Source organism: Mesorhizobium sp. M1E.F.Ca.ET.063.01.1.1, assembly GCF_003998155.1.
Taxonomy (GTDB): Bacteria; Pseudomonadota; Alphaproteobacteria; order Rhizobiales; family Rhizobiaceae; genus Mesorhizobium.
In genome coordinates this window covers 1-23692 of sequence record NZ_RZSC01000004.1, presented here as the reverse complement: position 1 = coordinate 23692, position 23692 = coordinate 1, and the positions used below count along the sequence as shown (strand labels likewise).

Annotated in this window: 15 protein-coding genes and 3 pseudogenes; 4 read left to right on the top strand and 14 right to left on the bottom strand. The window is 61.0% G+C overall.

Annotation, left to right across the window (positions count from 1 at the left end; translation table 11 throughout):
• Position 1: 1 nt before the first annotated feature.
• From trbF to EOA29_RS42135, 13 genes and pseudogenes are all read right to left on the bottom strand, one after another.
• On the bottom strand, positions 2-733 hold the full coding sequence (gene trbF / locus EOA29_RS01285) for a conjugal transfer protein TrbF (RefSeq protein ID WP_126063930.1): 732 nt from the start codon (positions 731-733) through the stop codon (positions 2-4).
• Complete coding sequence (gene trbL / locus EOA29_RS01280) at positions 734-2056, bottom strand: P-type conjugative transfer protein TrbL (protein WP_126057783.1); 1323 nt, start codon at positions 2054-2056, stop codon at positions 734-736.
• Between the two features lie 33 nt (positions 2057-2089).
• Complete coding sequence (gene trbJ / locus EOA29_RS01275; RefSeq protein WP_024502854.1) at positions 2090-2815, bottom strand: P-type conjugative transfer protein TrbJ; 726 nt, start codon at positions 2813-2815, stop codon at positions 2090-2092.
• Positions 2812-5262, bottom strand: coding sequence for a conjugal transfer protein TrbE (gene trbE / locus EOA29_RS01270; RefSeq protein ID WP_126057782.1), 2451 nt, complete (start codon positions 5260-5262; stop codon positions 2812-2814). The genes trbJ and trbE overlap by 4 nt, the downstream gene beginning before the upstream one ends.
• On the bottom strand, positions 5256-5528 hold the full coding sequence (locus tag EOA29_RS01265) for a VirB3 family type IV secretion system protein (RefSeq protein WP_024502852.1): 273 nt from the start codon (positions 5526-5528) through the stop codon (positions 5256-5258). Before EOA29_RS01265 ends, trbE begins: the two co-directional genes overlap by 7 nt.
• Positions 5528-5836, bottom strand: a complete 309-nt coding sequence (locus EOA29_RS01260) for a TrbC/VirB2 family protein (protein WP_126057781.1) — start codon at positions 5834-5836, stop codon at positions 5528-5530. The genes EOA29_RS01265 and EOA29_RS01260 overlap by 1 nt, the downstream gene beginning before the upstream one ends.
• Before the next feature lie 12 nt (positions 5837-5848).
• Positions 5849-6817, bottom strand: coding sequence for a P-type conjugative transfer ATPase TrbB (gene trbB / locus EOA29_RS01255; protein WP_024502850.1), 969 nt, complete (start codon positions 6815-6817; stop codon positions 5849-5851).
• Entirely contained in the window at positions 6814-7227 is a 414-nt protein-coding gene (locus EOA29_RS01250) for a CopG family transcriptional regulator (protein WP_095488561.1), read from the bottom strand. Before EOA29_RS01250 ends, trbB begins: the two co-directional genes overlap by 4 nt.
• A gap of 116 nt (positions 7228-7343) precedes the next feature.
• On the bottom strand, positions 7344-9368 hold the full coding sequence (locus EOA29_RS01245) for a conjugal transfer protein TraG (RefSeq protein WP_024502848.1): 2025 nt from the start codon (positions 9366-9368) through the stop codon (positions 7344-7346).
• A gap of 205 nt (positions 9369-9573) precedes the next feature.
• Positions 9574-12888 carry a Ulp1 family isopeptidase gene (locus EOA29_RS01240; RefSeq protein WP_245468329.1) on the bottom strand — a complete coding sequence of 1105 codons (3315 nt, stop codon included), beginning with the start codon at positions 12886-12888 and terminating at the stop codon, positions 9574-9576.
• A gap of 725 nt (positions 12889-13613) precedes the next feature.
• The gene (locus EOA29_RS01235; RefSeq protein ID WP_126080685.1) at positions 13614-15920 is read right to left on the bottom strand and encodes a S9 family peptidase; all 2307 of its coding nucleotides are present in this window, start codon (positions 15918-15920) and stop codon (positions 13614-13616) included.
• A 515-nt stretch (positions 15921-16435) separates the two neighbouring features.
• Positions 16436-17359: pseudogene (gene fni, locus EOA29_RS01230) on the bottom strand (type 2 isopentenyl-diphosphate Delta-isomerase); the annotation flags it as partial.
• Positions 17348-17587: pseudogene (locus tag EOA29_RS42135) on the bottom strand (hypothetical protein); the annotation flags it as partial. The pseudogenes EOA29_RS42135 and fni, both read right to left, overlap by 12 nt.
• A gap of 311 nt (positions 17588-17898) precedes the next feature.
• On the opposite strand from EOA29_RS42135, the gene EOA29_RS01225 reads away from it, so the two are divergent.
• Genes EOA29_RS01225 through EOA29_RS01210 form a run of 4 tightly spaced genes read left to right on the top strand, consistent with a single transcriptional unit; the run spans position 17899 to position 20823 of the window.
• On the top strand, positions 17899-18195 hold the full coding sequence (locus EOA29_RS01225) for a DUF2604 domain-containing protein (RefSeq protein WP_126057779.1): 297 nt from the start codon (positions 17899-17901) through the stop codon (positions 18193-18195).
• Positions 18188-18805, top strand: coding sequence for a putative metal-binding protein (locus EOA29_RS01220; protein ID WP_126057778.1), 618 nt, complete (start codon positions 18188-18190; stop codon positions 18803-18805). Before EOA29_RS01225 ends, EOA29_RS01220 begins: the two co-directional genes overlap by 8 nt.
• Positions 18802-19290, top strand: coding sequence for a Mov34/MPN/PAD-1 family protein (locus tag EOA29_RS01215; RefSeq protein WP_126057777.1), 489 nt, complete (start codon positions 18802-18804; stop codon positions 19288-19290). Before EOA29_RS01220 ends, EOA29_RS01215 begins: the two co-directional genes overlap by 4 nt.
• 3 nt (positions 19291-19293) lie before the next feature.
• Complete coding sequence (locus EOA29_RS01210; RefSeq protein WP_126057776.1) at positions 19294-20823, top strand: E2 ligase fold family C protein; 1530 nt, start codon at positions 19294-19296, stop codon at positions 20821-20823.
• A 232-nt stretch (positions 20824-21055) separates the two neighbouring features.
• On the opposite strand, the pseudogene EOA29_RS01205 reads toward EOA29_RS01210, so the two are convergent.
• A pseudogene (locus EOA29_RS01205) lies at positions 21056-23524 on the bottom strand (S8 family peptidase).
• Positions 23525-23692 lie beyond the last annotated feature (168 nt).

Sequence of the window (23692 nt, the reverse complement as noted above, 5' to 3'; positions counted from 1 at the left end):
TTTACCTTTCATTGGTGGACTCCGTCGGAGAAAGGGGGGCTGGGACGGCGCTGTCGAGCTCGCGTGACCAGTCAATGGCATTGATGAAGACGCCGAGCGGATTCTTGCGCAGCTGATCCGTATTGCTTGGCGAGCGGATCACGATCGTGAGGATCGCAGTCCAGCGCATCGTGCTGGCAAGGCTTCCGCGCTCAAACACCTGCTCGGTCCATTTGACCTGGAATGAACTTTCGGAGGCTCTGACCACGCTGGTGACCTGTACCGAAACACTGCGCGTTCCGATCTGACCGAAGGGGTCGTTCGCCTTGGCGTATTCGTTGAGGAAGAGCGCTGCGCGATCGCTAGCAAAGTCGTACGCTGCCAACCAGTTCTGCCGAACCAAAACCGGATCGGTGGAAACGGAACGGACATTCTGGATGAAGCGGCCGAGATGCCAGGCGATCTGAGCATCCGAGGGCTCATAATTCCGGACCGCCGGCGCGACGGCGCGCGTCTCGCCGAAGCCATCGACCTCGACGACATAAGGCACGACACGGCTTTGCATCGACTGCCATACGAGTCCGCCGGAAAGCCCGGTCGCCAAGGCCAGGCAGCCAAGGGCCATGATCCGCCAGTTCCTGGCCTGCAGTCGAGATGAGCCGATGCGCTCGTCCCACAGTTGGGCGGCTTTTTGATACGGCGTGACCGGTTCGGGTGTTTTGCCGTAACGGTGCACGGGTCGCTTGAAGAGCATCTAGTCATCCTTGTCGTTGAGAGAGGGGTTGGCGCTGCCTCCCGGCCGGTCTCCGTCTCGGACAGCTTGCATGGCAGCGTGGCGATTTGCCCGGGCGGTCTGTTCAGAACGTAGGCGCCTTGCCCACGTCGGCGCCGAAACAGTGGCCGAACCGGCAGAGCGTTCGGTCATTGACGCTGTCGGCGCGCCGCCGGTCGCGGTCCACGCGGCATCGCGCCCGGCATCGGCGTTGCGCCCAACACTTGCAGTGGCGGATCGCGCTATGCGTATAGCGGCGCCGCCAGCTGCACTGGTTACACCATGCATTCCAGCAGCCACACCGGAGAGGCCAGCGTCGGGCGAGGTTGCGCGCCCGATCTGCCATGACGTGGAAGCAGCCGATCCCATTGTTGTGCCGGCTCGGATGGCGGCGAGACCGCCGCTGGTTGCCATACGCGCGCCAGCAAATGCTGTGCCTCCAGCAACGAGTGATACACCCGCTGCCGCCGCGGTCGTGCCGAGGGCGGCGCCCGCCCCAAGCTGCGGTGCGCCTGAGACAAGACCCGACGCGATCCCCGGCCCAAAAATGCCAAGGCCAAGCAGTGCCAGTGCGCCCAGTACCTGGGACATGGCACCGGCAAGATCCGGCTCCTTGCCTTGCAATGCGGAAGCGAACTCCCCGAAGAGCGTGGAGCCGATACCGACAATGACGGCGAGCACCATCACCTTGATGCCTGACGAGATAACATGGCCGAGCACGCGTTCGGCCAGGAACGCTGAACGGTTCCAAAGTGCGAATGGAACCAAAACAAAACCTGCCAGCGTGGTGAGCTTGAACTCTAGGATGGTGATGAAAAGCTGGATGGAAAGGATGAAGAAGGCGATGATAACCAGGAACCAGGCCATCAGCAGCACGAAGATGGTCAGTGCGTTGCCGAAGATTTCCGGGAAGCCCAGGAGCTGACTGGCTTGGTCAAGCATTGGCCAAGCACCTTCGAAACCGGTCGCGGCAATGCGGCCCGGGCGCAAGAGATTGTCTGCCGACAGATTGCCGGCCGACGCCTTAATCCCGAGACCGGCAAAAGAACGATAAACGATATCGGCGAGGTTCTTGAAATTGTTCAGAATGAAGGCGAAGACGCCAACATAGAGCACCTTGCGGACAAGCCGGCCGAGAACGCTGGTTTCGTCGCCGAGCGCCCACGCCAGGCCGGCAAGTGTGATGTCAATGCCGATCAGAATGGTAGTGAGGAAGGCGAGGTCGCCCGATAGCAGACCGAACCCGCTGTCGATGTAGCGGATGAAGGTCTCCATGAAGCGATCGATGACGCCAAGGTCGTTCATGCCGCTGCCTTTCTCGTCGTGATGAACTCGTGATTAATTGCCGGGATAAGCCGAGCCGGTACCCAAGAACCGCTTCGTCATCTCGCGGGCGGCTTCGTCTGACTGGGCCTTGCGGGCGGCATCCTCGGCCTCAGCTCGAAACTGCGTTGCGAGCAGCGTCTGGATCTGCATCTGCTGTTTTGTCGAAAGCGCCATCAGCTGGTTGGTGGCCTGGCTTGCCTGAAGCGCACCGGCCGCCCCTTGGCTGCGGTTGACGAGATCGGCGAGCAGATCGCCGTCGGCGCGGACGTTCTCGACGATTTGCGACTGGACACCCATGGTCTGGCGGAACGCCTGCATGGCGGTTTGCCAACGCTCCCGCGCAGCACTCGCCACATCGCTGACTTTGATCGTGGCGTCGTAGCTTTCCGGATATTGGCTGCGCCACTGGTCTTGAAGCTTGCCCAGATCAAAGCTGAGGCCACTCGCCTGGTCCATCAAGCCGTCGATGCGATGGAGCGAACCGGTGAGTTGGCCAACGGAAGAGAAATCCAGACGCTGAAGATTGCGCGCCATGTTCTGCAGCATGGTCGCCTGATTCTGCAGCGACTGGATTTGGTTGTTGATCTGCTCCAATGCGCGCGCGGCCGTCAGCACGTTCTGCGCATAATTGGACGGATCGAACACGATAAGGGCGTACGCGGGCTGCACATAGTCGGCCATAGGCTTGGCGATCAGGGAAACGGTGATCAGGCCGGAGAGAAGGCGTCGCCGCATCATGAGAATTGCTCCTTGTCTGGTTGAGGGAATTGCTTGAGAAGTTCGCCGGCCCAATCGAGGCCGCGCGCGATCAGGAACTGCGAGGCAAAGCTGCCTTGCCCGTCTTCGGACATGATCCTGTCGATCAGAGTCTGCGTGGCCGGATCGGAAGCACCGCAAAGCGCAAGAGCGATGGGGCCAAGCTCGAGCTCGAACAGACGGTTGCCGCGGCGCGATTGCAGATAATACTGACGCTTCGGCGTGGCGCGGGCGATCAATTCGATCTGCCGCTCGCTTAAACCGAAGCGCTCGTAGGCTGTGCGCGCCTGGGGTTCCACGGCACGATCATTGGGAAGGAAAATGCGCTGCGGGCAGCTTTCGATGATTGCCGGCGCTATGCCAGAGCCCGCGATATCAGCCAGCGACTGCGTAGCGAAGACAACCGACACGTTCTTCTTTCGCAGCACCTTCAGCCATTCGCGGATGCGGGCGGCGAACAGCGGATTGTCGAGATAGACCCACGCCTCGTCGAGCATGATCAGCGTGGGCCGTCCGTCGAACCGTTCCTCAAGTCGCTGGAACAGATAGGTAAGCACCGGCAGCAAAGCGCCTTGGCTGTGCATTAACTCCTCGGTCTCGAAACACTGCACATCCGACAAGGCCAGCCCATCATGATCGGCATCGAGCAGGCGGCCGAAGGGACCGTCGAGCGTGTAGGGCATCAATGCGGTCTTCAGCGCATTGGATTGAAGCAGGACCGAAAGACCGGTCAGTGTGCGTTCCTGCGCCGGCGCGGTGGCAAGGCTGGCCAGCGCTGACCAAATAGCCTCCTTCACCTCCGGCGTGACGGTGACGTTCTCGTGGGCAACAAGGCTGGCGATCCATTCGGCCGCCCAGCTTCGGCTAGCCTGGTCGTTGATGCTGCGCAGTGGCTGAAAGGCAAGGGAACCGTCCGCTCCTAGCGCGTGGTGTTCTCCACCCATGGCAAGTGTTGCAGCACGGGCCGAATTGCCTTTGTCGAAGACATAAACCTGGGCGCCGGCATAGCGCCTGAACTGCAGAGCAATCAGAGCAAGCAGAACCGACTTGCCGGCGCCGGTCGGACCAACAACCAGCATGTGGCCGACATCTTCGACGTGGGTGGAAAGCCGAAACGGTGTCGACCCACTGGTCTCGGCAACGAAAAGCGGTGGCGCTTCGGTTTGGGTGACTTTCGCGAGATGCTCGTTTGTCGCAGGACCGGCCCAAACCGACGACAGCGGCATGAGATGGGCAAGGTTCAATGTATGAACGAGCGGTTGGCGAACGTTAGCGTAGACATGGCCAGGCAATGAGCCGAGCCAAGCCTCGACCGCATTGACGCCTTCTCGGATCGTGGTGAAGCCGAGCCCATTGATGATGCGCTCGACCGCGCGAAGCTTCTCTGCAGCGGCTTGGCGATCCTCGCCCCACACCGTCACGGTGGTGGTGAGATAGCCGAAACTCACATGATCACCGCCCAATGCCTGAAGGGCTTCGTCGGCATCGAGCGCCTTGTTGTCGGCATCGTTATCGACAAGCGGGACCGGCTCGTTGGTAATGACCTCGCGTAGGATTGCCACGATCGATTTGCGCTTGGCAAACCACTGCCGGCGCAATCGCGTCAGCGTCTTCGTGGCTTCCGTTTTCTCGAGCGGAATGAAGCGCGTCATCCAGCGATAGGCGAAATCCTGATGATTGAGGGTATCGAGGATTCCGGGCCGGGTGAGGTTCGGAAAGCCGAGGATGGTCAGTGTGCGAAGATGCTGCTCACCCAGCATCGGCTCCAGGCCACCGGTAAGCGGCGCATCGACCAGGATTGCATCCAGATATATCGGCGTTTCCGGGGCCATGATAGGATGGCGACGAGGCGAAATCGTGCCGTGGAGGTAGGTCAACGTCTGAGCATCATCGAGGACGCGTACTTCGGACATGAAACCCGAGAAGAGATCGAGCACGCGGTTGGTCTCGTCACGGAACCTCGCCAGATCCTGGCGCCAGTCTCTTTCTCCTCGGGAATAATGAGAGTCGACGAGCGCGCTTTCTGCGCGCGCCTGGGCGTCCGGCGGTGGCATAAACACCAAGGTCAGATGATAGCGGCTCTCGTAGTGCGCTACCTTCCCCTCGAAAGCAGCGCGGCGTTCTTCGTCGACCAGCCACGACGCGGCGTCAGGAAAATGCGAGTTCGGATAGCCCAGCGCTTCTGTGCGCTCGGCCTCAAAGAACAATGCCCAGCCAGAGCCAAGGCGTCTGAGAGCATTGTTCGCCCGGGCGCAAATGCCGACGAGTTCAGCCTCCGTCGCACTTTCGAGATCCGGGCCGCGGAACCGCAACGTCCGCTGAAAGCTGCCGTCCTTGTTGAGCACGATGCCGGGCGCCACCAAGGCAGCCCAGGGTAGATGGTCGGCAAGCCGGTCGGCTTTGCTTCGATATTCCGAAAGGTTCAGCATGCAAGCCACCCCTTCAGACGTAGGTGGCGCACAAGCACGCTGGCGAAGTCCGGATCGCGTCTTGCGGCAAACACCGCTAACGAGTGGCCTGCGATCCAAAGCACCAGACCAGCAATCCATTGCTGCAAGCCGAAGCCAATGGCCGCGGCCACTGTACCGTTGAGGATCGCCACCGCGCGCGGAGCCCCGCCGAGCAGGATCGGCTCGGTCAGCGCCCGGTGGACCGGTACTGCGAAGCCCTCGATATGCTGCTCCCCGGCGGCCATCAGACGAGCGCCCCACCACCGAAGGAGAAGAAGGAGAGGAAGAAGCTCGATGCCGCGAAGGCGATTGACAGACCGAAGACGATCTGAATCAGGCGCCGAAAACCACCGGCGGTGTCGCCGAAGGCAAGCGTCAGGCCGGTGGTGATAATGATGATCACCGCAACGATCTTGGCGACCGGTCCCTGCACGGACTCCAGGATCTGCTGCAGCGGCTGCTCCCACGGCATGCCGGAGCCGGCGGCATAAACCGGGGCCGTGTTAAGAAACGCGAGCGCTGTGGACGAAAGAAAGCGAAGCTTCTTGCGCATGAGGAAGGCCTTTCAAAGCTGCTGGAGTTGCGAAAGCGTGAGCGGGGCAACGGCGTAATCGCCGCTGCCGTCGAGACCGGTGACCTCGGCGATTGCGTCGATGTGGCGCGACGAGCCGCGTCCCGCTATGAAGACGATCAGATCTATCGCCTCAGCGATGAGCCGGCGGGGAACGGTGACCACCGCTTCCTGGGCGAGTTGCTCAATGCGATAGAGAGCCGAGCGCGCGGAATTGGCGTGTACGGTAGCGATGCCGCCTGGGTGCCCGGTGTTCCATGCCTTCAGCATGTCGAGCGCTTCCGCGCCCCTCACCTCGCCCACGATGATGCGGTCCGGCCTGAGCCTCAGCGTCGAGCGCACGAGATCGGCAAGGGTGACCGAGCCCCGCCTTGTTCTCAGGGCAACGCAGTCCCTGGCCGCGCACTGCAGTTCGCGTGTGTCCTCGATCAGGATCACCCGATCGTCGCATTCGGCGACTTCAGCCAGCAGAGCGTTGGCGAGTGTTGTCTTCCCCGAGGAAGTGCCGCCGGCGATCAGCATGTTGCGCCGCTCGCGGACGGCCTTTTTCAGCGCATCGGCCTGCAGCGGCAGCATGATGCGTTCGGCAACATAGTCGGCCAGGGTGTAGACTTTCGCGGCGGGCTTGCGGATGGCAAAACATGGCGCCAACACCACAGGTGGCAGCAGGCCTTCGAAGCGTTCGCCAGACGGCAATTCGGCACTGACGATCGGGTTGTCGGCGTGCGCCTCGGCGCGCACGTGCGAAGCAACCAGGCGGATGATACGTTCTGCCTCGGACGGGTGCATGTGAACGTCGGTATCGACCCGACCTTCGCCTAACCGGTCGAGTCGCAGCGCGCCGTCGGGATTGACCATCACCTCGATGACGGACGGATCGGCCAGGGCTTCGGTGATTGCCGGACCCATGGCGGTGCGCAGCATGACACGCCGCCGGTGGTCGGCCTCGGGATGAGAGCTCATCCTTCCCCTCCCCCACCATTGTCTTTGCTAAGCGACTTTTTGCCGGAAGCGATCTGGCGGCCGACCTTCTCAACGAATTTCTCGAAACGCTCTTGGGCAATAGCCTGCGTTGCCCGATCCGGGACCGGCGTGTGGGCGTGAAGGGTGATCGAAAAGCGGATGAAGAGCGCCAGGCTCTCCAGGATCACCTCGGAATCGCGCCTGACGTGGGCAAGATCGCGGGAGAGCCGGTCAAGCCTTACGCCGTAGCGCCGATCGAACTCGCTCTCGCCACGCCGCTCGATGAACGCCTCGATCGCCTTCGCCACGATCGCTGATTTGGTCGTTGACGGATCGCGACTGAGGTTGTCCAGTTTCTCGCTGAGCTCCGGCTCAAGCAGAAACTGATGGCGAATGCGGTGCGGCTTCATGCGGCTCGTTCCGACGGCCCGGCGTTGCGCCGGCGACGGGAGAAGCATCGGCCAGACGCTCAAAATTGCTTATGGCCGTTATCTACGCTGAGGTGCGCTCTGCAACTCAGCGGACTTCAGAAGCCGGGAATGACATCGTCGCCCCTGCCCTCGTTGATACCGTAGGCGCGGGCCGCAGTGGAAATCCGATCCATGACACGCTTGTCCGCGAGCGCTTCGCTGTCATCGTCTGCGGGCTTGTACAGATCGGCCTGATCGGGCTCTTGAGAGACAACAACGTCTTCTTCGGGCAGGCTTGGATGGCGTTGCTGCTGAACGCCTCCCTCGTCTTCAACTGGCGCGTCGGCGCTTTCCTCGTCCGCAGCAAGTCGGCTATCGACGCTGCACACTTGTCCAGTCCAGCCGTCCGGGCGTGATGCAGGGCAGTCCGCATAGGGTCCGTCGTGCAGCACCGGCGCAGGCAGCACCCGATCTGTGAAATTCTGATCCTGATAATAGCGCAGCTTCTTGGCGCGGATCGGCGGCAACCCAGAAACCAGGACCAATTCGTCTGACGGCGGCAATTGCATCACCTCGCCTGGCGTCAGGAGCGGGCGCGCGGTTTCCTGGCGGCTCACCATGACATGTGAAAGCCAGGGCGCAAGCCGATGGCCCGCATAGTTGCGCATCGACCTAAGTTCGGTTGCGGTGCCGAGGGCATCCGAGATGCGCTTGGCCGTGCGTTCGTCATTGGAGGAAAAGGCAATTCGCACGTGGCAATTGTCGAGAATAGCATTGTTCTCGCCATAGGCCTTTGAAACCTGGTTCAAAGATTGTGCGATCAGATAGGAGCGAATGCCATAACCTGCCATGAAGGCGAGCGCCGTTTCGAAGAAGTCGAGGCGACCGAGCGCCGGAAACTCGTCCAGCATCATGAGCAGCTGATGCTTACGGCTCTTCTTCGGGTCCCCCTCCAGACGCTCCGTCAACCGCCTGCCGATCTGGTTCAAGATCAGTCGCACCAAAGGCTTGGTGCGCGAGATATCCGAAGGCGGCACGACCAGATAGAGCGACAGCGGTCGCTCTCCATCCACTAGGTCAGCGATGCGCCAGTCGCAGGACGAAGTGGCCGCCGCGACCGTTGGATCACGATAAAGCCCAAGAAAGGACATGGCGGTCGAGAGGACGCCTGAGCGCTCGTTTTCCGACTTGTTCAGGAGTTCGCGAGCCGCCGAGGCCACTACGGGATGGACCTGAGGGTTATGCCCCGTCCCGAGATGGTTTGTCGTCATCATCCGCCGTAGCGTTGCGGCAAACGAGCGTTGCGGGTCCGACAGGAAGGTGGCGACGCGGGCTAGCGTCTTGTCCTCTTCAGCGTAGAGCACGTGCAAAATGGCGCCAACTAGGAGTGAATGGCTGGTCTTCTCCCAGTGATTCCGTCGCTCCAGCGCGCCCTCGGGATCGACGAGGATGTCGGCGATGTTTTGAACGTCCCGGATCTCATCTGGGCCTTTGCGCACCTCCAGCAGCGGGTTGTAGCGTGCCGATCTCGGGTCGGTCGGATTGAACAGAAGGCAGTACGAGAATTTCGACCGCCAGCCGGAGGTCAACTGCCAATTTTCGCCTTTTATATCATGAATGATGGCAGACCCGGTCCAGGAAAGTAGCGTTGGAACAACCAGCCCCACGCCCTTGCCCGAACGCGTCGGCGCAAATGCCATGACGTGCTCCGGGCCGTCATGGCGCAGATAGCGATCGTTCAGCCTACCGAGGAAAACGCCCGCCGGCCGTAACAACCCTGCCGTCTCGACCTCATGAGTCGTGGCCCACCGTGAAGACCCATAGGTCGTAACCGACCCGCGCTGTCGCGCGCGCAAAAGCGAGCCTGCGATTGCGGCGGCACAGCCCAGGAATCCGCTGGCGCCTGCAAGCGTACCGGCTTTGTCGAAGACCTCCGGCGCATAAGCATCGAAGTGGAACCACCATTCAAACAGCTTCCACGGCTTGTAGATTGGCCAGCCGGCGAAGAGAAACCATGGTGCGCCGAGAGGCGTCTGGTAGGTCAGCATTTGAGCGCACCATTGGGTTGCCGTCCATACGCCGATAATGACAATTGCGCACACAACGGCGATCTGCCCGATCAGTAGCTTCGTAGGTGTCATCGGCTTGGCCCGCTGAACAACGCGACCTAGCATCGCGCGGTGCAGCCGGGACAGGAATGTTCCTCACATACGATTTGGGAGCAATGAACGACTTCCTACTATGCAGGTCGGTCAGCACGCGTGTTGCGCCTTCACGCGACACCATCCTCTCCATTCACCCTGAGGCCCGGCGCCGCCGACAGTGCGTGACCGCTCCTCCGCAAAGTTATCTTCTGCGTTCAGGGAGCCAGGGCGCCTGGGCTGGCTGATGAACACCGTCCGCTCGCGCATGTGGGGTCGAATTGATTTGTGCCCAAGTGGAGGCAGGCTCATCATTCAACAGTTGCCGCAGTTCCCCTGGCTCGAACGCCATCATTGGTGGGGAGGCAGGCTCGTCTTCCAACAGTTGCCGCAGTTCCCCTGGCTCGAACGCCATCATCGGTGGGGAAGCGGGTTCATCCTCCAACAGCTGCCGCGGCTCTTCCTCGTGCGGCAAGCGCCTCCTTAGCCGGTCTTGCAGCGCCTGCCGATCGGCAACGAGGTTGTCGAGGGGCAGCGGCTCGTGGTCTGGCCGCTGCCCTTTCACCAATCGTTCAACCAGCGCCCACGTGCCCTCCAGGACAAATACGCCGCAATCATAATGGTTCGTCTGTCTGGCCATGGGGGCTGGCGCCAAGGTAGCATTCAGCAGTCCTGCGAGCTGTTTTGCAGGCACGTCGTTATATCCCTCTCGCTGGAGGGAGTCGTAGTGATAGGCGAACCGCCTTTCGGGGTCGCGGCGATCAACGAGCAGCAGCGACCAATGGGTGCCGGGGCTAGTAGCCGTGCCATTATTCACTGGCAAGAACAGGAAGTCGGCTGTGGCGTTGTTTTGATTATAGATGGACTGCAATATGCCTCGAGCGTCTTGCGGCGACGTGTGTCGCAGTAGATGGGATACGGAAGGATCCACCAGCCGAGTCCGGGCAGCGAGCGCCGGATTGATCCCCTGCAGTTGCCGCTCCAGCAAATTGTAATCTCTCTGGACATGGGCGTCGCTCAGCCATTCGGCGGCGCCGAGCACCCGCCCCGTTGCAACGTTGGACGGGGCTGTCGGATCGAGCGCCCCGATCTGAGCCCCAGAGGAACTGGTCGTCAGTGTGGTCACATCAACCAGTGGAAGGCCGCGGTAGGTGCCTGGCAGCTTAGCGGTTGCTGGCGAGGCGGGTTGGGGAGCTCTTGCCGGTGCCGCTGGCCCAGCTTCAGCAGCGGCCCCAACGCGCCTGGTGACTGCGTCTGCCGGATGAGCAGCAAGGACAGTTTCGCGCCCGAGCACAATGCGCGGCAGGATATCCCGGAGGTGAGCCAATGCAGAACCGATACTTAGTCTATTACCATAGGAGACAGCCTTGAAGCTCTCAACATCTTTATCCAGCGATTTGTCGTGAATCCGAGCGGCAATCCCAGGCTTGTTATTTTGACGCAGATACTGGCTAAAATGTCTAAGAAAATTTGTATAGCCGCCCACGGTATCTGGATTCCGTCCGGTCGCAGGCGCTGCCAGGTACTCCTTGGTCGAAGCGGCTCTGTAATCTCTAATGAGCTCGGCATCGTCAGGATAGGGGATCACGAGAGGGCGACCCATAATCGGGGCTCCGCTTGTCGACTTCTTGAGGTAACGCAGTGCGCCAGCCACGGTGGAGGAACCACCCGTACTCTCGTACTCCTTGAGATCCTGATCCAGCGACGAATGGTAAAGCCGAGCAGCAAACCCTGGCTTGTTGTTTTGAAGGAGCCACCGACTAAAGCCGAAAAGAGAATTTACATTGAAAGTGACCGTGTTCGCGCTGGCCTTACCCGCGTGGAATGCTGCCCTCAGCCCTTCGATAGCGGTCGCATCGTTGGAATAGACAGGACGCTTGTCGGAACCGTTGGGGACTACAATTGGACGATCCGGCTGCACTGTCGAGGACATCGAACCACCACCTCCGGGATGCGGTGCTGGGGTGGATTCGTGTTCATCCCTCTGCCTGACGAGCTGCGCCTCAGATTCCGGTGTAGCCACCTTATGAGGATCCTGCATCGGTTCGATCCCCTCCATCTCCTGCTGCAACCAAGCCAAAGCTTGGCGAGCGGCGGCTTCATCAACCGCGGAGGATGTCTCCACACCTCTGGCGGACGCCGGCAGAGCCTGCTCCGCCCGCCGTCGAAAGAGCTCTGGCGAGGCGGATTTCTCCGCCCACAATCTGGGCTGCGTAGCGAGTCCCCGTCCAGATTTATGTGGCACCGCCTCGCTTGGCAGCGGGCTGCTCCTGTCCCGTGCAGCTACCAGCCCCTCCGGGGCGCCCTGGTCGCCGTGGCGCCAGTTCAAGTGAGGGACGGCCTCTCCAAAGTCGGGTGCTTGGTGTTGGTGCGCGGTTGGGGCGAGAGACAATGGTAGATCGGTGCCCTCCTTATAACCTACCGGCAGGAGCTCCTCTGGCCAATCGAATCCCTGCTGTGGTGCGGTATGCTGAGCAGCGTCGCCACGGGGACGAGCCTCCATGCTGACCGCGTTTTCCAGATGACTCCCGAGTATAACGCGCGGCGGGTGCTTGCGGATATAAACCAGTGCAGATTCGATCGGAGCTCCACGAGTAGAGGAGGCGGCCTTGTAGCTCTCAACATCTTTATCCAGCGATTCATCGTAAATCCGGCCCGCAATCCCGAGCTTGTCATTTTGACGTAGGTAATGACTGAAATGGTTAAGAGCAGTTGCGTAGCCGCTCGCGGATCTGAAATGTCTAGTGAGCGCGGCGTCGTCAGGATGGGGGTTCAGGACAGCGCGACCCACAATCGGGGCGGCTCCGCCTATCGGCTTCATCAGTTGACGCAGTGCGCCAGCCACTGTGGAGGAACCACCCCTACTCTCGTACTCCTCGAGATCCTGGCTCAGCGACGGATGGTAAAGCCGAGCAGCAAACCCTGGCTTTTTGTTTTGAAAGAGCCAACGACTAAAGCCGAAAAGAGAATTTGCGCTGCGAGTGACCGTGTCCGGCCTGGCTTTACCCGCAAGGAGTGCAGACTTCAGCCCTTCGATGGCGGTGGCATCGTTGGAATAAACAGGACGCTTGTCGGCACCGTCGGGGGCCACAATTGGACGATCCGGCTGCACTGTCGAGGGCATCGACCCATCGAGATGCGGCGCTGGGGTGTATTCGTGCTCATCCCCCTGCATCGCGAGCTGCGCCTCCCGTTCCGATGTACCCACCTGATGGGCAGGGAGTTGCATCATCGCGCGAGCGCCTGAGTCACCAACCTGACCTGGTTGCCGCTCAGTGACAGCATGCTGCAGATTGCTTTGGATCCTCTGCCTCTTCGTTGGTCTCAACTCACCTTTGCCATGCGAGCCATTGACGAGGACATCCTCGCCTGGTGCACTCATCAACTCATCCGCCGCCTGCAATTCGCCCAAGTGCTGCTCAAAACCGGCTTGGCCGGCTTGTCCGCTTGCTCGTGCGGTACGGCGTGCTGCACCTGCAGCCAAGCTGCTACGATGAATGTCCAGTTTGTACGGGTGCACGCTAGCCTCACTTCCACAGATCACATGAGCAACCTACTCAGGCAAGCTTTCGAAAGGCTGACGAGGTCCGCCGCCGCGGAAGGCGAAGGCTGGTTTTCTGCTCAGCGGTTGACGGCCTAGCGTGTTGCGGCCGCGCCGGGTATCACGCCAATCAATCTGAATAGTCGATGCGTCAAACGAACCAGGATAGGATTTTCGTAGCGGGGCTGCTCTACTCACTCTTGTCCTGAGGTAGAATTCAACCATATCGCCGAGCAACTGGATGCCGATTGGATACCCGATCCGGAAAGCTTCAGCTCATATGTGACGCGAGGATGAGAATCGTGGCAGCTCCAGACCGACGGGCTGCCACCCACAGCGGCGATGACCGACGAGGGTCTTCTATTGCCAAGGTAATCGTCCGTTCGGGGACCTATGTGTTCCTATGCTCGTCGAGCGGATCGGGTGGGCCGCACCGCCGTAGCGTTACGGCGAGCGGAAGCGGCGTTGGGTGCGGCTTTTCCCCTGAACGCTTCACACCAGGCTGATAGGGGATCTTGCAATCGCACACACGCGGTCTGCAGGCGTGCCTATCAAGCAGTTTGCTCAGACCAACGTCGCGGCGAGCCTATCCTCAATACGCAGCGCAAGTCCTAGACTCCACGATCGTCCTTCGGTGCAGATTTGCTCGCGCCTCGCCCTGATTACAGCCGATAAGGCGAGCTAACAATTGCAAGAGCCACAAGCTACTCCAGCTCGATCGGTTTGCTGTTCCAGTCGGGCGGGGTCTGACCGAGAATGTTGCGAACGAAGAAGTCTAGGAGTTTGCGCTCGGTGTAGGTGCCTAGAGTATGGTGATTGGCACCAGGAACGTAGACAATGTCAAAATCTTTTCCTGCCTTGATGAGTCGATCGGCAAGCTGGAACGAGCAAAACGGATCGACATTATCATCCATTTCGCCGACCGCGATCATCAGCTTGCCCTGCAGCCTGTGAGCATTGTCAACGGCGGAGGATTGCGAATATTCAATGCCGACCGGCCACCCCATCCACAGTTCATTCCACCAGGTCTTGTCTATCCTGTTGTCGAAGCAGCCGTTTTTGGCGACGGCGACCTTGTAGAAATCGGGGTGAAAGAGCAGCGCGCTGACTGCACTCTGGCCGCCGGCGGATGCGCCAAAAATGCCGACGTTGGATATGTCGTACCATGGATATTGCGCGGCCGCCGCCTTGTGCCACAGAATGCGATCGGGAAATCCTGCGTCCTTCAGATTCTTCCAAGCAACATCATGGAAGGCGCGGGAGCGGTTGTTGGTGCCCATGCCGTCGATCTGAGCAACGACGAAGCCCAGCTGCGTGAGCGGCTCTGTCCACCGCGAGAAGGATTTTGGGACGAAGGAGCCGTGGGGTCCAGCATAGATATTCTCCACAACCGGGTATTTCTTCGTCGGGTCGAAGTTGGCTGGCAGGTGGAGCACACCCCAGATGTCAGTTTTGCCGTCGCGCCCCTTGGAATGGAAACTGAGCGGCGGCTGCCAGCCTGCGGCGACGAGCTCGGAAATGTCGGCCGTCTCGATCTGCTGGAGCTTGGCATTGTCGCTGGCGCGGTAGAGTGCCATGCGCGGGGGCAGATCGATGCGTGACCAGAGATCGACATAATAGCGCCTGTCAGGCGAGAACTCGATATGGTGGTTGGCCGGTTCGGGCGTCAGTGCAGTCAGTCCCTTGCCGTCAAAGCCGATGCGGTAAGCATGGACCCAATAGGGGTCCTCCTGCGAGTTCATCCCGCTCGCCTCGAACCAGATCTGACGCTTCACCGGATCGACATGGTTGACCCTCCGGACGACCCACTCACCTCGGGTGATCTGGTTTTCGAGCGCGCCTGTCCGGCCGTTGAAAAGATACAAATGCTCATACCCGTCGCGCTCTGATGCCCAGATGATCTCCTTCCCGTCATCGACATCGTAACGGAAGATTTTTCCGGCATCCTCCTGGCCATGCCCCAGCGGCAAATAATCCACGAATGTCTCGCTGGTCTCATCGATCAGGGAGCGCCCGCGGCCCGAGGCGGCGTCTACCTCGACCAAGCGATAGAGCTGATGCCCGCGCTGGTTATATTCGAAAGTGAAGCCGCGGCTGTCCGCCCACCACCGGAGAGGGGAAAGTTCGAAGACGTTCGAGAAGAGGGCACCGTCAATCACGATCTGGCGCCGGCCGGCAATGTCGAACAGGACTGGTTGGGGCAGCGGAAGGACATCGCCCGGCCTGGGATAGAATATTGTTGAATATTCCCGCTCCAACTGGTCCGTCGATGAATTGAGGTAGCGGACCTCTCGCCTATAGCCGGGGCGAACAAGGTAAGCGGCGAGGTGGCGCGAGTCCGGCGACCAGCTCAGCGTCGAAAAGACGTAGCAATTGCCTTCGGCTCCGTCCCGGCTCAGAGGAACATCCTGCAATCCGTCCTCGCTGCGCAGGAAAACGTTGCAGTTCTTGATATAGGCGATCCATTTGCCGTCGGGCGACGCGTTGCTCTTGTCGGGGTTGTTCTCCGCTGGCGGCGTGTAGCGGTGGCTGAGCTCCCTACGGTCCCCTTTCCTTGCATCGAATGTGGTGCTGGTACAGTCATAGCTTGCAAGGTCGCAGCTCCACCGGGTGTCTTCAATCTGGAAGTCGAGCCTGCGACCATCCTCACTCAGTTCGAAACGGTCGAACGGAAGATTGCCGGCTTGATAGCTCTCATGGCTCACCTTGTTTAGCGCTGCCGCCAGACGCGCCTGATCGAAAGCGGGCCGCTTGAAACCCGTGGCAGCATCGACCTGCATGAACTGCTGCTCGCCGTGGCTAGTCCGGCGGTAGACGAAGGCTTCACCCCCGGTCAGCCAGAAAGGCATTTTGGGGACATTGACAGTGAGCCCGCCATATCGATCGTTGATCGTAAGTGCGCGCTTGAAATCGGCCGGCGCTAGCGTCGGGTGTAAACTTTTCGAACCCTTGGCCAGCGTCTGAGTTGCCGATCGCCATGCCGCGCGCGTCAAAGCGCCGATCCTGGACATACCTGTTCACTTCTTTCGGTTTTCGGAATGCTAATTTTGAAGTTGGGTTCTCGTCGCCGGTCTGCAGCAGCGCCGAGCGTCGCCTTGGAGGAGAGCCAGCACGCGGGTGCAGCCAGGCACGCGCAACAGGGGCGCTCCTTGGACATCCAGGCACTGGTTCGGGTGCCGATTGAAGAGTTGGCGTCCGTCGCCGAAACAACCAGGAAAGAGCGTCCATGCAGCCCTGACGCGACTATTTCCCCGCGAGTATGGCCGCTTGCTTTTCTGCATCATCTGAAAGGTCCTGCTCTAGTCGGGCCGGATGTCACCCCGGCAGATTGTGCTATTTCGACAATCTCCGAGCGATTGCCGCCGGCCCATGACGAGGTTTACCGATAGGGCGCAATATGCGTGCCAAAGGAAAAGCGGTTTAATACACGGCAATCCGCCTATGTCGCATCCCCAACATCGTCGCACACCGGACAATGCCGGACGATATTGTCCCGGGGCGTCAAATTGGTTTGATGGTGACCCAACAACTGGCGGATGACGATCTCGAAATGCGCGACAACGGCCTCGGTGGACACTGTCGCCGCGCCCAGCACGCTGGCCGCCTGCCCGGCGATGTCCGCGCCCAGGCGGATGGCCTTGGCCACGTCGACGCCATCGCGGATCCCGCCCGACGCGATCAGCTTCACCGTTGGCAGCGCCCGACGCACCGCCTGCACGCTGGTCAGGGTGGGAATCCCCCAATTGGCGAATGACATCGCCACTGCACGGTCGGCGGCATTGCGGGCGCGCTCGCCCTCCACTGCGGCCCAACTGGTGCCGCCGGCGCCGGCGACATCGATTACCGCCACGCCCGCCTCGACGAGCGCACAGGCCACCGAGGCGGACAGGCCGCCCCCACTTCCTTGGCCACGATCGGCACGCCCACGATGCGCGCGGCGCCAGCGATCAGCGCCAGGACGCCGCGCCAGTCGCGGTCGCCCTCCCGGCTGTACCGCTTCCTGCAGCGGATTGAGATGGACGATGAGCCCATCGGCCTCCAGCGCGTCCACCGCGCGACGCGCCAGGTCCAGGCCGTCGGCCTCCCGCAGTTGCGCGGCGCCGATATTGGCCAGCAAGGGAATGTCTGGCGCCAGGCGGCGCAGCGCGCGCGTTAGCCCCTGGGAGTTACGGGATTGCAGGCTCACACGCTGCGAACCGCACATGGCGATCCGCAAGGCTTGCGCTGCCTCGCTCAAATGCCGGTTGATGGCCTCGGCCCGTGGCATGCCGCCGGCCATAGAGCTGATCAGCAGCGGCGCGCGCATAGCCTTGCCCAGCAGCGAGGCGCGCAGGTCGATCTGCGTCAGGTCCAACTCGGGCAGTGCGCAGTGTTCGAAATGGATGTACTCCCAGCCAGCGGCCACCGTGGCCGGCGCCGTTCGCCGATCCAGCACCAGCGAAGCGCGCAGCTGAGCGCAGCCCTCGAATCCGGAGAGAACGCACGGTACGCCGTGCCCCAGCGCCTGCTCCACGGCGGCGAGCTGCTCCGGCGCGATCAGGCCAACGTCGTTGCAATCGTCTAGCCAGAACAGCAGCGCCAGTTCGCGATAGAACGCCACGATCAGCGTTTCGTTCTGCGGATCACGGCCGGTGCGGGCGCTGGTGTCGCGCAGGCTCGGGTGAATGCGTTGCAGGATTGGGGGACGCGTGACGCAGTCAAAGCTCCCCTTGCCAAGCACGGAGCAGGCGAGTGAGAGAGCAGATGAATAGGCGTGTCGCCAATATTTTCGCATTGCTATAATCGATTATAGTTGTGAGGAGCAATTTGAGACCATTTACTTGCGGCTCAAGTCACCCATAAAAGAAGGCAAGCACCGATTCGGTAGCTTATCCCCTGTCTTTCGCGTACTCGCGGCCGTGGCGCCGGGTGAACGATTGAAGACCGCCGGTCTCACTCGCAGGTGGGCGCCAGGGCGTGGGACGGTTGGCAAGCCACAGGAGTAGGACAATGTCGAAGGATTCGGGTAAGGGCGATAATCACGGCGGCGGGCCGGGCAAGATCGAGATCACGATGGTGGTGAACGGCCAGCCCACGCAGGTCGAAGCCAATCCCAACCAGCCGCTTCACGTCATTCGTACCAAAGCCCTTGAGAACACGCAGAATGTCGCCCAACCAGCCGAGAATTGGGAATTGAAGGATGAGGCCGGCAACTTGCTCGACGTCGACAAGAAGCTTGGCGATTTCGGTTTCCCGAATACTGTGACCCTGTTCCTCAGCCTGAAGGCGGGCGTCGCAGGTGCCTAAACCCCAAAGTGTGGATCCGGAGGTCTCCCGAGCGAAGTTTGATCGGGAGATCGGCCGGTTCCGGCCATATGCTGATGTCTATCGGGCTCAGGGCTGCTTCTTGATCGAGGCGACCTTTCCGCGCGCTTTCTTCATTTTCGCAAGCCTCAAGTTAAAACCACGGGTGATCAGCGCAGCGAGCGAGGTCGACTTCACCGACTACGACTTAAGACCACCGTCCGTGGTCTTCGTCGATCCGTTTACGCGTCATCCGATTGCCCGGAAAGATCTATACCTGAAAATGCTTAGACGTCCGCCGCTGCCCGGAACGCCGCCGGAGATGATAGGAGCTCTCATCCAGCAGAACGCCGTGCCGCTGACGGACTTCATCCAGGCCAACAGTCCCGAGGACGAACCATTCCTGTGCATGGCGGGCGTCCGGGAATACCACGACAATCCAGCCCATTCAGGTGATCCATGGCTACTTCATCGGGGTTCTGGCGAAGGCTGTTTGGCCTTCATCCTGGACAAGATCATCAAGTACGGAATCATTCCTATAGAGCAGTTGCAGATTCAACTCCCACCGGCAATCGTAGGAATGGTGGTATCCCCTCAGGCGATACAAGAATGACTGGTTTGAGAGATGTAACGATCGTGACTCTCCCGCGCGGCTGCATCTCGACCACGCATGGGCATCTGCGCTCAGTTGGTCGCGAAGGCAATGAGGGGATGGCGCTCTGGGTCGGCGTTCAGCAAGACCGGCACTTTGCCGTAACAGAGACGGTTATCCCGGCGCAGCGTCACATTCGGACAAACGATGGCGTTTGCGTGATCGTTGCGGCCGAAGAACTGCACCGGCTCAATGTCTGGCTCTACAAAAGCGGCCTGAAACTCTTGGCCCAGATTCACAGCCATCCGGGCCGCGCCTACCATTCGACGACGGACGACGCTTATGCGGTTGCTACCACGGTTGGGTGTCTGTCGCTGGTAGTGCCGAATTTCGCCCGCGAGCCTTTCGATTTTGCTCGGGTCGCCGCCTATCGGCTTGACGAAAAGGCCAAATGGAATGCGCTCCCTCCCGCGGCACTGTCGCGAATGATCATGATATCGAGTTGAACAATGGCATTCGCTAACTTCATCGATCGTGCCGCCACGGCGGCATCTCAGGTCCTGGCCGATTTTCATCTGGGAGACTTCAAAGCAGCTCTTGAAAAGCAGGTCGTGGCAGTCGCCTTCGACCATCAGGCCGCTTCCTGCGCCGAAGGCCAGGCGACACTAGATCTTGCGGTGAGATTGCTCGCTAGGCTCTACCCGGTTCTGGCGATACTCCCGCTGGACAGCGCGGCGAGCTCTCAAGCCCAAGCGCTGGAGCGCTTGGCAAAGTCGATCAATCCAAAAGTCGGCATCCGGCGTTCCGGCAAGTCTGCCACCGTCTGCGTCGTTGCAGGGGTAACGCGCCCATCACTCCGGTGCCCGATCTTTTTCGTGGGATCGGACGGTTGGGCGGCAAAGCTGTCGCGTACGGACCCGGTGGGCTCTGGCCCAAGTCTGCTGCCTTTTGGAGCTGGCGCCGCCAGTTGCTTCGGCGCCGCCAACGTCTTTCGAACTATCTTCGCCGCCCAGTTGACCGGCGCCGAGTTGGACGAAACCATCGACCTCTCGCTATGCAGCTACGACAAGACCAAAGCCGGGGAGGCTGGCCCGATCGACTTCCCAGTCGACCTTGGCGAAACCCACCTCGTTGGGCTCGGTGCGATAGGCCATGGCTCGCTTTGGGCGCTAGCGAGACAACCCGATCTCAAGGGTCGTCTGCATGTAATCGATCACGAAGCGATCGAACTCTCAAACCTGCAGCGCTACGCATTGGCCGGCCAGGCGGAGATTGGTATGTCCAAGGCGGTTCTTGCAGCCACCGCCCTTAGATCGACTGGCCTTGAGGTCGAGGCGCACCCTCTGACGTGGGCAGAATATGTTGCGCGCCGGGGCAATTGGGTCTTAGACCAAGTGGGTGTGGCGCTTGACACCGCCGCCGACCGTCTGGCTGTCCAAGGTGCACTGCCGCGATGGATCGCAAACGCTTGGATGCAGGAGCACGATCTCGGTATCTCCCGGCATGGTTTCGATGACGGCCAGGCTTGCCTTTGTTGCATGTACCTGCCATCCGGAAAATCCAAGGACGAGCACCAGCTGATTGCCGAGGAACTCGGAATACCGGAAGCACACGAGCAGGTGAAAACGCTCCTGCAGACAAATGCCGGAGTTCCCAACGACTTTGTAGTTCGCGTGGCTACAGCGATGGCTGTGCCGTTTGAACCGCTAGCCCCGTTTGTCGGCCAGCCCCTGCGCTCCTTTTATCAGCAGGCTATCTGCGGCGGTCTGGTGTTCCAGCTTAGCGAAGGAAGTCGCCGCGTTCGAACTGTGGTTCCGATGGCCTTTCAGTCGGTGCTTGCCGGGATTATGCTTGCCGCGGATTTGGTCAAGCATAGTGCGGGGTTTCCCATGAGCCCGACGACGAGCACTCGGGTGAATCTTCTGCGCCCCCTTGGCTCTCACTTGCACGATCCGAAGGCCAAGGACTCCAGCGGCCGCTGCATCTGTAGCGACGACGATTTCATTGCCGCTTACAGGCGCAAATACGGAGCGCGTTGATCAGGTAAGCGATGTCTCGGCCGCCTAAGCAGACGCGCACCTCTCCGTAGACGCAGGGGGCGCGGCTTGTGGGCGTGACCATGGGCGCCATTATGACACGCTTGGCCCGCTCCTTTGCCGGCCTATCGTCCTCCGCGCATGATCCCGTGCCGACGTGATGATCCAGCACCAGCCGCCATGGCACCAGAGGCTGGTCAAACCTCCGTTGTTGGCCGGTTTGGACAGTGCTGCATCAGGTCTCGACCGACGTCTCGACAGTCAGGGCTGCTTCGACGGGTGTGAAGATGTCAACATCGACCCCAGGCGCCCGAATCGTCACAATCAGGGCGTACCGAGCCAGAGCGTCGACGCGTTCCAGGTAAGGCTTCTCCTTCCACCAGCCCCCGACCGGGAACACGCCGATCGCGTCACGCTCGGCGAGATCGGCGGCGCTGCCCGACCAGAAATCGGCGTGCAACGAGCCGCGATCGCGGAAGGTGCCGAGCAGCCACTCTTCTCCGCCTCCAGCAGGCGCCCCTTCCTCCTCGTCCCGAGCGGCCTGATTGATGCGGGCTCGGAATTCGTCGACTGTCTCGGTCGCTGACTTTACTCTGAACCGAAGACCATGGGACGCGTAACGATGCCGGCGGGTCCATCCGCGTTCACCGGGGTTGGGTTCGATGAAATAGGACAGCGTGACGCGGAGCTCGACCTGGGCAGCGCCGAGCGCCGCGAGCTGCTCCTTCGGCCAAGGCAGGCGATGCAGCTTCATGTCACGCGTTTTGGCAGCCGCGCCGCCCTCGCGCTGGAAAGGCTGAAGCTCATCTTCAACGATAAGCGTGAGGTCGTTCACCGTTGACAGAAGCGCGCGCCCAAGATCTGGCACGCCGTAACCATAGCGCCGCACGAGCGCCTGGATCTCGCCCTTCGCTCCGTTGCACGCATCGATGCGTGCGCGCATCGCCGGAGTCCATTCGGCCGAGTGGACGATCAGGGCGCGAACCGATTCAGGCCACAGCTCGGGGCGCGCTGATAGAATTAGTCCCGCCATCCGTGCGGCATGGGCCGTTGCCGCGCTCGTATCTCCGAGGGTGGTGAAGTGGCGCAGTTCGGGTCGACAGAAAGTGGTCAATATCTGCAGATCGTCGATCGGCTCGCCGGGCAACACACCGTCATGGGCGAGATTGCCGCCTTCGAAGACGACCTCGGGCTTCACCGGCCACTGCCTGTCCCAAACGACCGAAGTGCGACTGCGCGGCGAGAGCTCGCCGACCGGCGCGATCGGAGCGTAGCCCGAAAAGTCGGTGTCAATGATATCGACCTTTTCTGTGAAAGCGCCGACCGTCAGCGCATTCCAGGCCTGAGAAGGATCATCGACTGCTTCCAGATCGTTGCGCGTCAAATGCTCGGCCGGCATGAGGTCATCGCCGATGTTGCCGGCAGAGAGAACGATCAAGCGTCGCTGTTCCTCTTCGAAACAGAGTTGGTCGATAGCGGCAGACCACGATGTGGGCCTTCCACGCGCCGGACTGGCGCTTGTCACAGCCATTGCGATCGCGCGGCGGCGCTCCGGCGCCTGCACCTCGGCGCGGGCGATCGCTTCCGCGGTGATCGCGCCATAGAGTTCTGGATCGTTTGCCTCGTCTTCTGGCGGAAGGATACGAACACTCTCCAGCCGAAAGGGCAATGGAACTGGATCGCCTCCGACCAGGAGCGGGACCAGATCACCGTACAGGCCGACACCTGCCATTCGCGTCCCGTGGCCGCTCCACGCAGGTGTGTCGTCGCTGCCCCATGCCGGTTTGACGGTGTGCCAGTCTTAAACGGCAAGTGCGGGTTCGATCAACGGGTGGGTGCGACGCACGCCGCTGTCGAGAATGCAGACCGCAATATCGGATTGAGGCGGTCTGACGCGCCCGAGAAGCTCGTCGCTCCAGTCCCTTTGCTCCGCGCCGCCAAGGCCCAGGAAGAAGGACGGCGTATCCTTCGCGCGCCGCAGCTCGGCGACGACATCGCTGTGCGCAATCATGCGGTCGAGCATTGCCGTGCTGGCGAGGGCCAGCATGACCACCCGCTCCGGAAACCTAACCGCATGCGTGCGCAAAGTGATGTTCAGGGCTTCGGCAATGTGCTCGAAGTTCTCGCGGCGACCGTCGCGCAGCCAGACTTCCCACCACACCTGCTCGTCAGCGGCCTGGGGGAAGAGGTCGTCGTGGTCGGTAAACAACGATCGTGCAGTCGCCAGCCTGACTGTCTCCATGCGGGAGACGAGCGGCTCGTTGCGCGGTCTGCCGCGGTCAGTATCAACGTCTCGATACGCCTCGACTTTCCGCAAATAATAGGCTTGCGCGCTTTGCGGCAGGAACACCGACGCTGTGATGGGAGCACCGGGTTGAGTTGGCTCATGGACGGCGACCAGCTCCATGTGCTGGCGACGATCGGCCAACTGGTCGAGGGCCGCCCGTCCGGACATGGGCAGATCGATCGCGAGGTAAAAGCCAGGCGTGCCGACCGACAGCTGGGGGTCACGCGCCGCAATCTGCTGGCGTGCACTTTCGACCGCTTGTTCGATGGATTGCGTCAAGGCCGCAGCATGCGACGCCCGATCACGCGCCGGCAGCGGCGGTGCATGTATAAGTTGGTTGGGCCGCCGATAGGCTTCCCGAATGCCGTTGTTGCGAAGGTGGATATGGGCGCGGTCGCGCGGAAAATCGTCTGCCATTATGATCTGTGCTGTCGCTACTCAAACAGCGACGCCTGCCGGCGTTCCTTCAGAGCGTCGATGAGCGCTTCCGAGGTGATCCGCTTCCCCCCCCGCAATATGATGGTTTTTGCAGCGTCGTCGGCCGCGCGCGTGATCTCGGCCTGCGACAGTCTCTCTGCCTGAGAG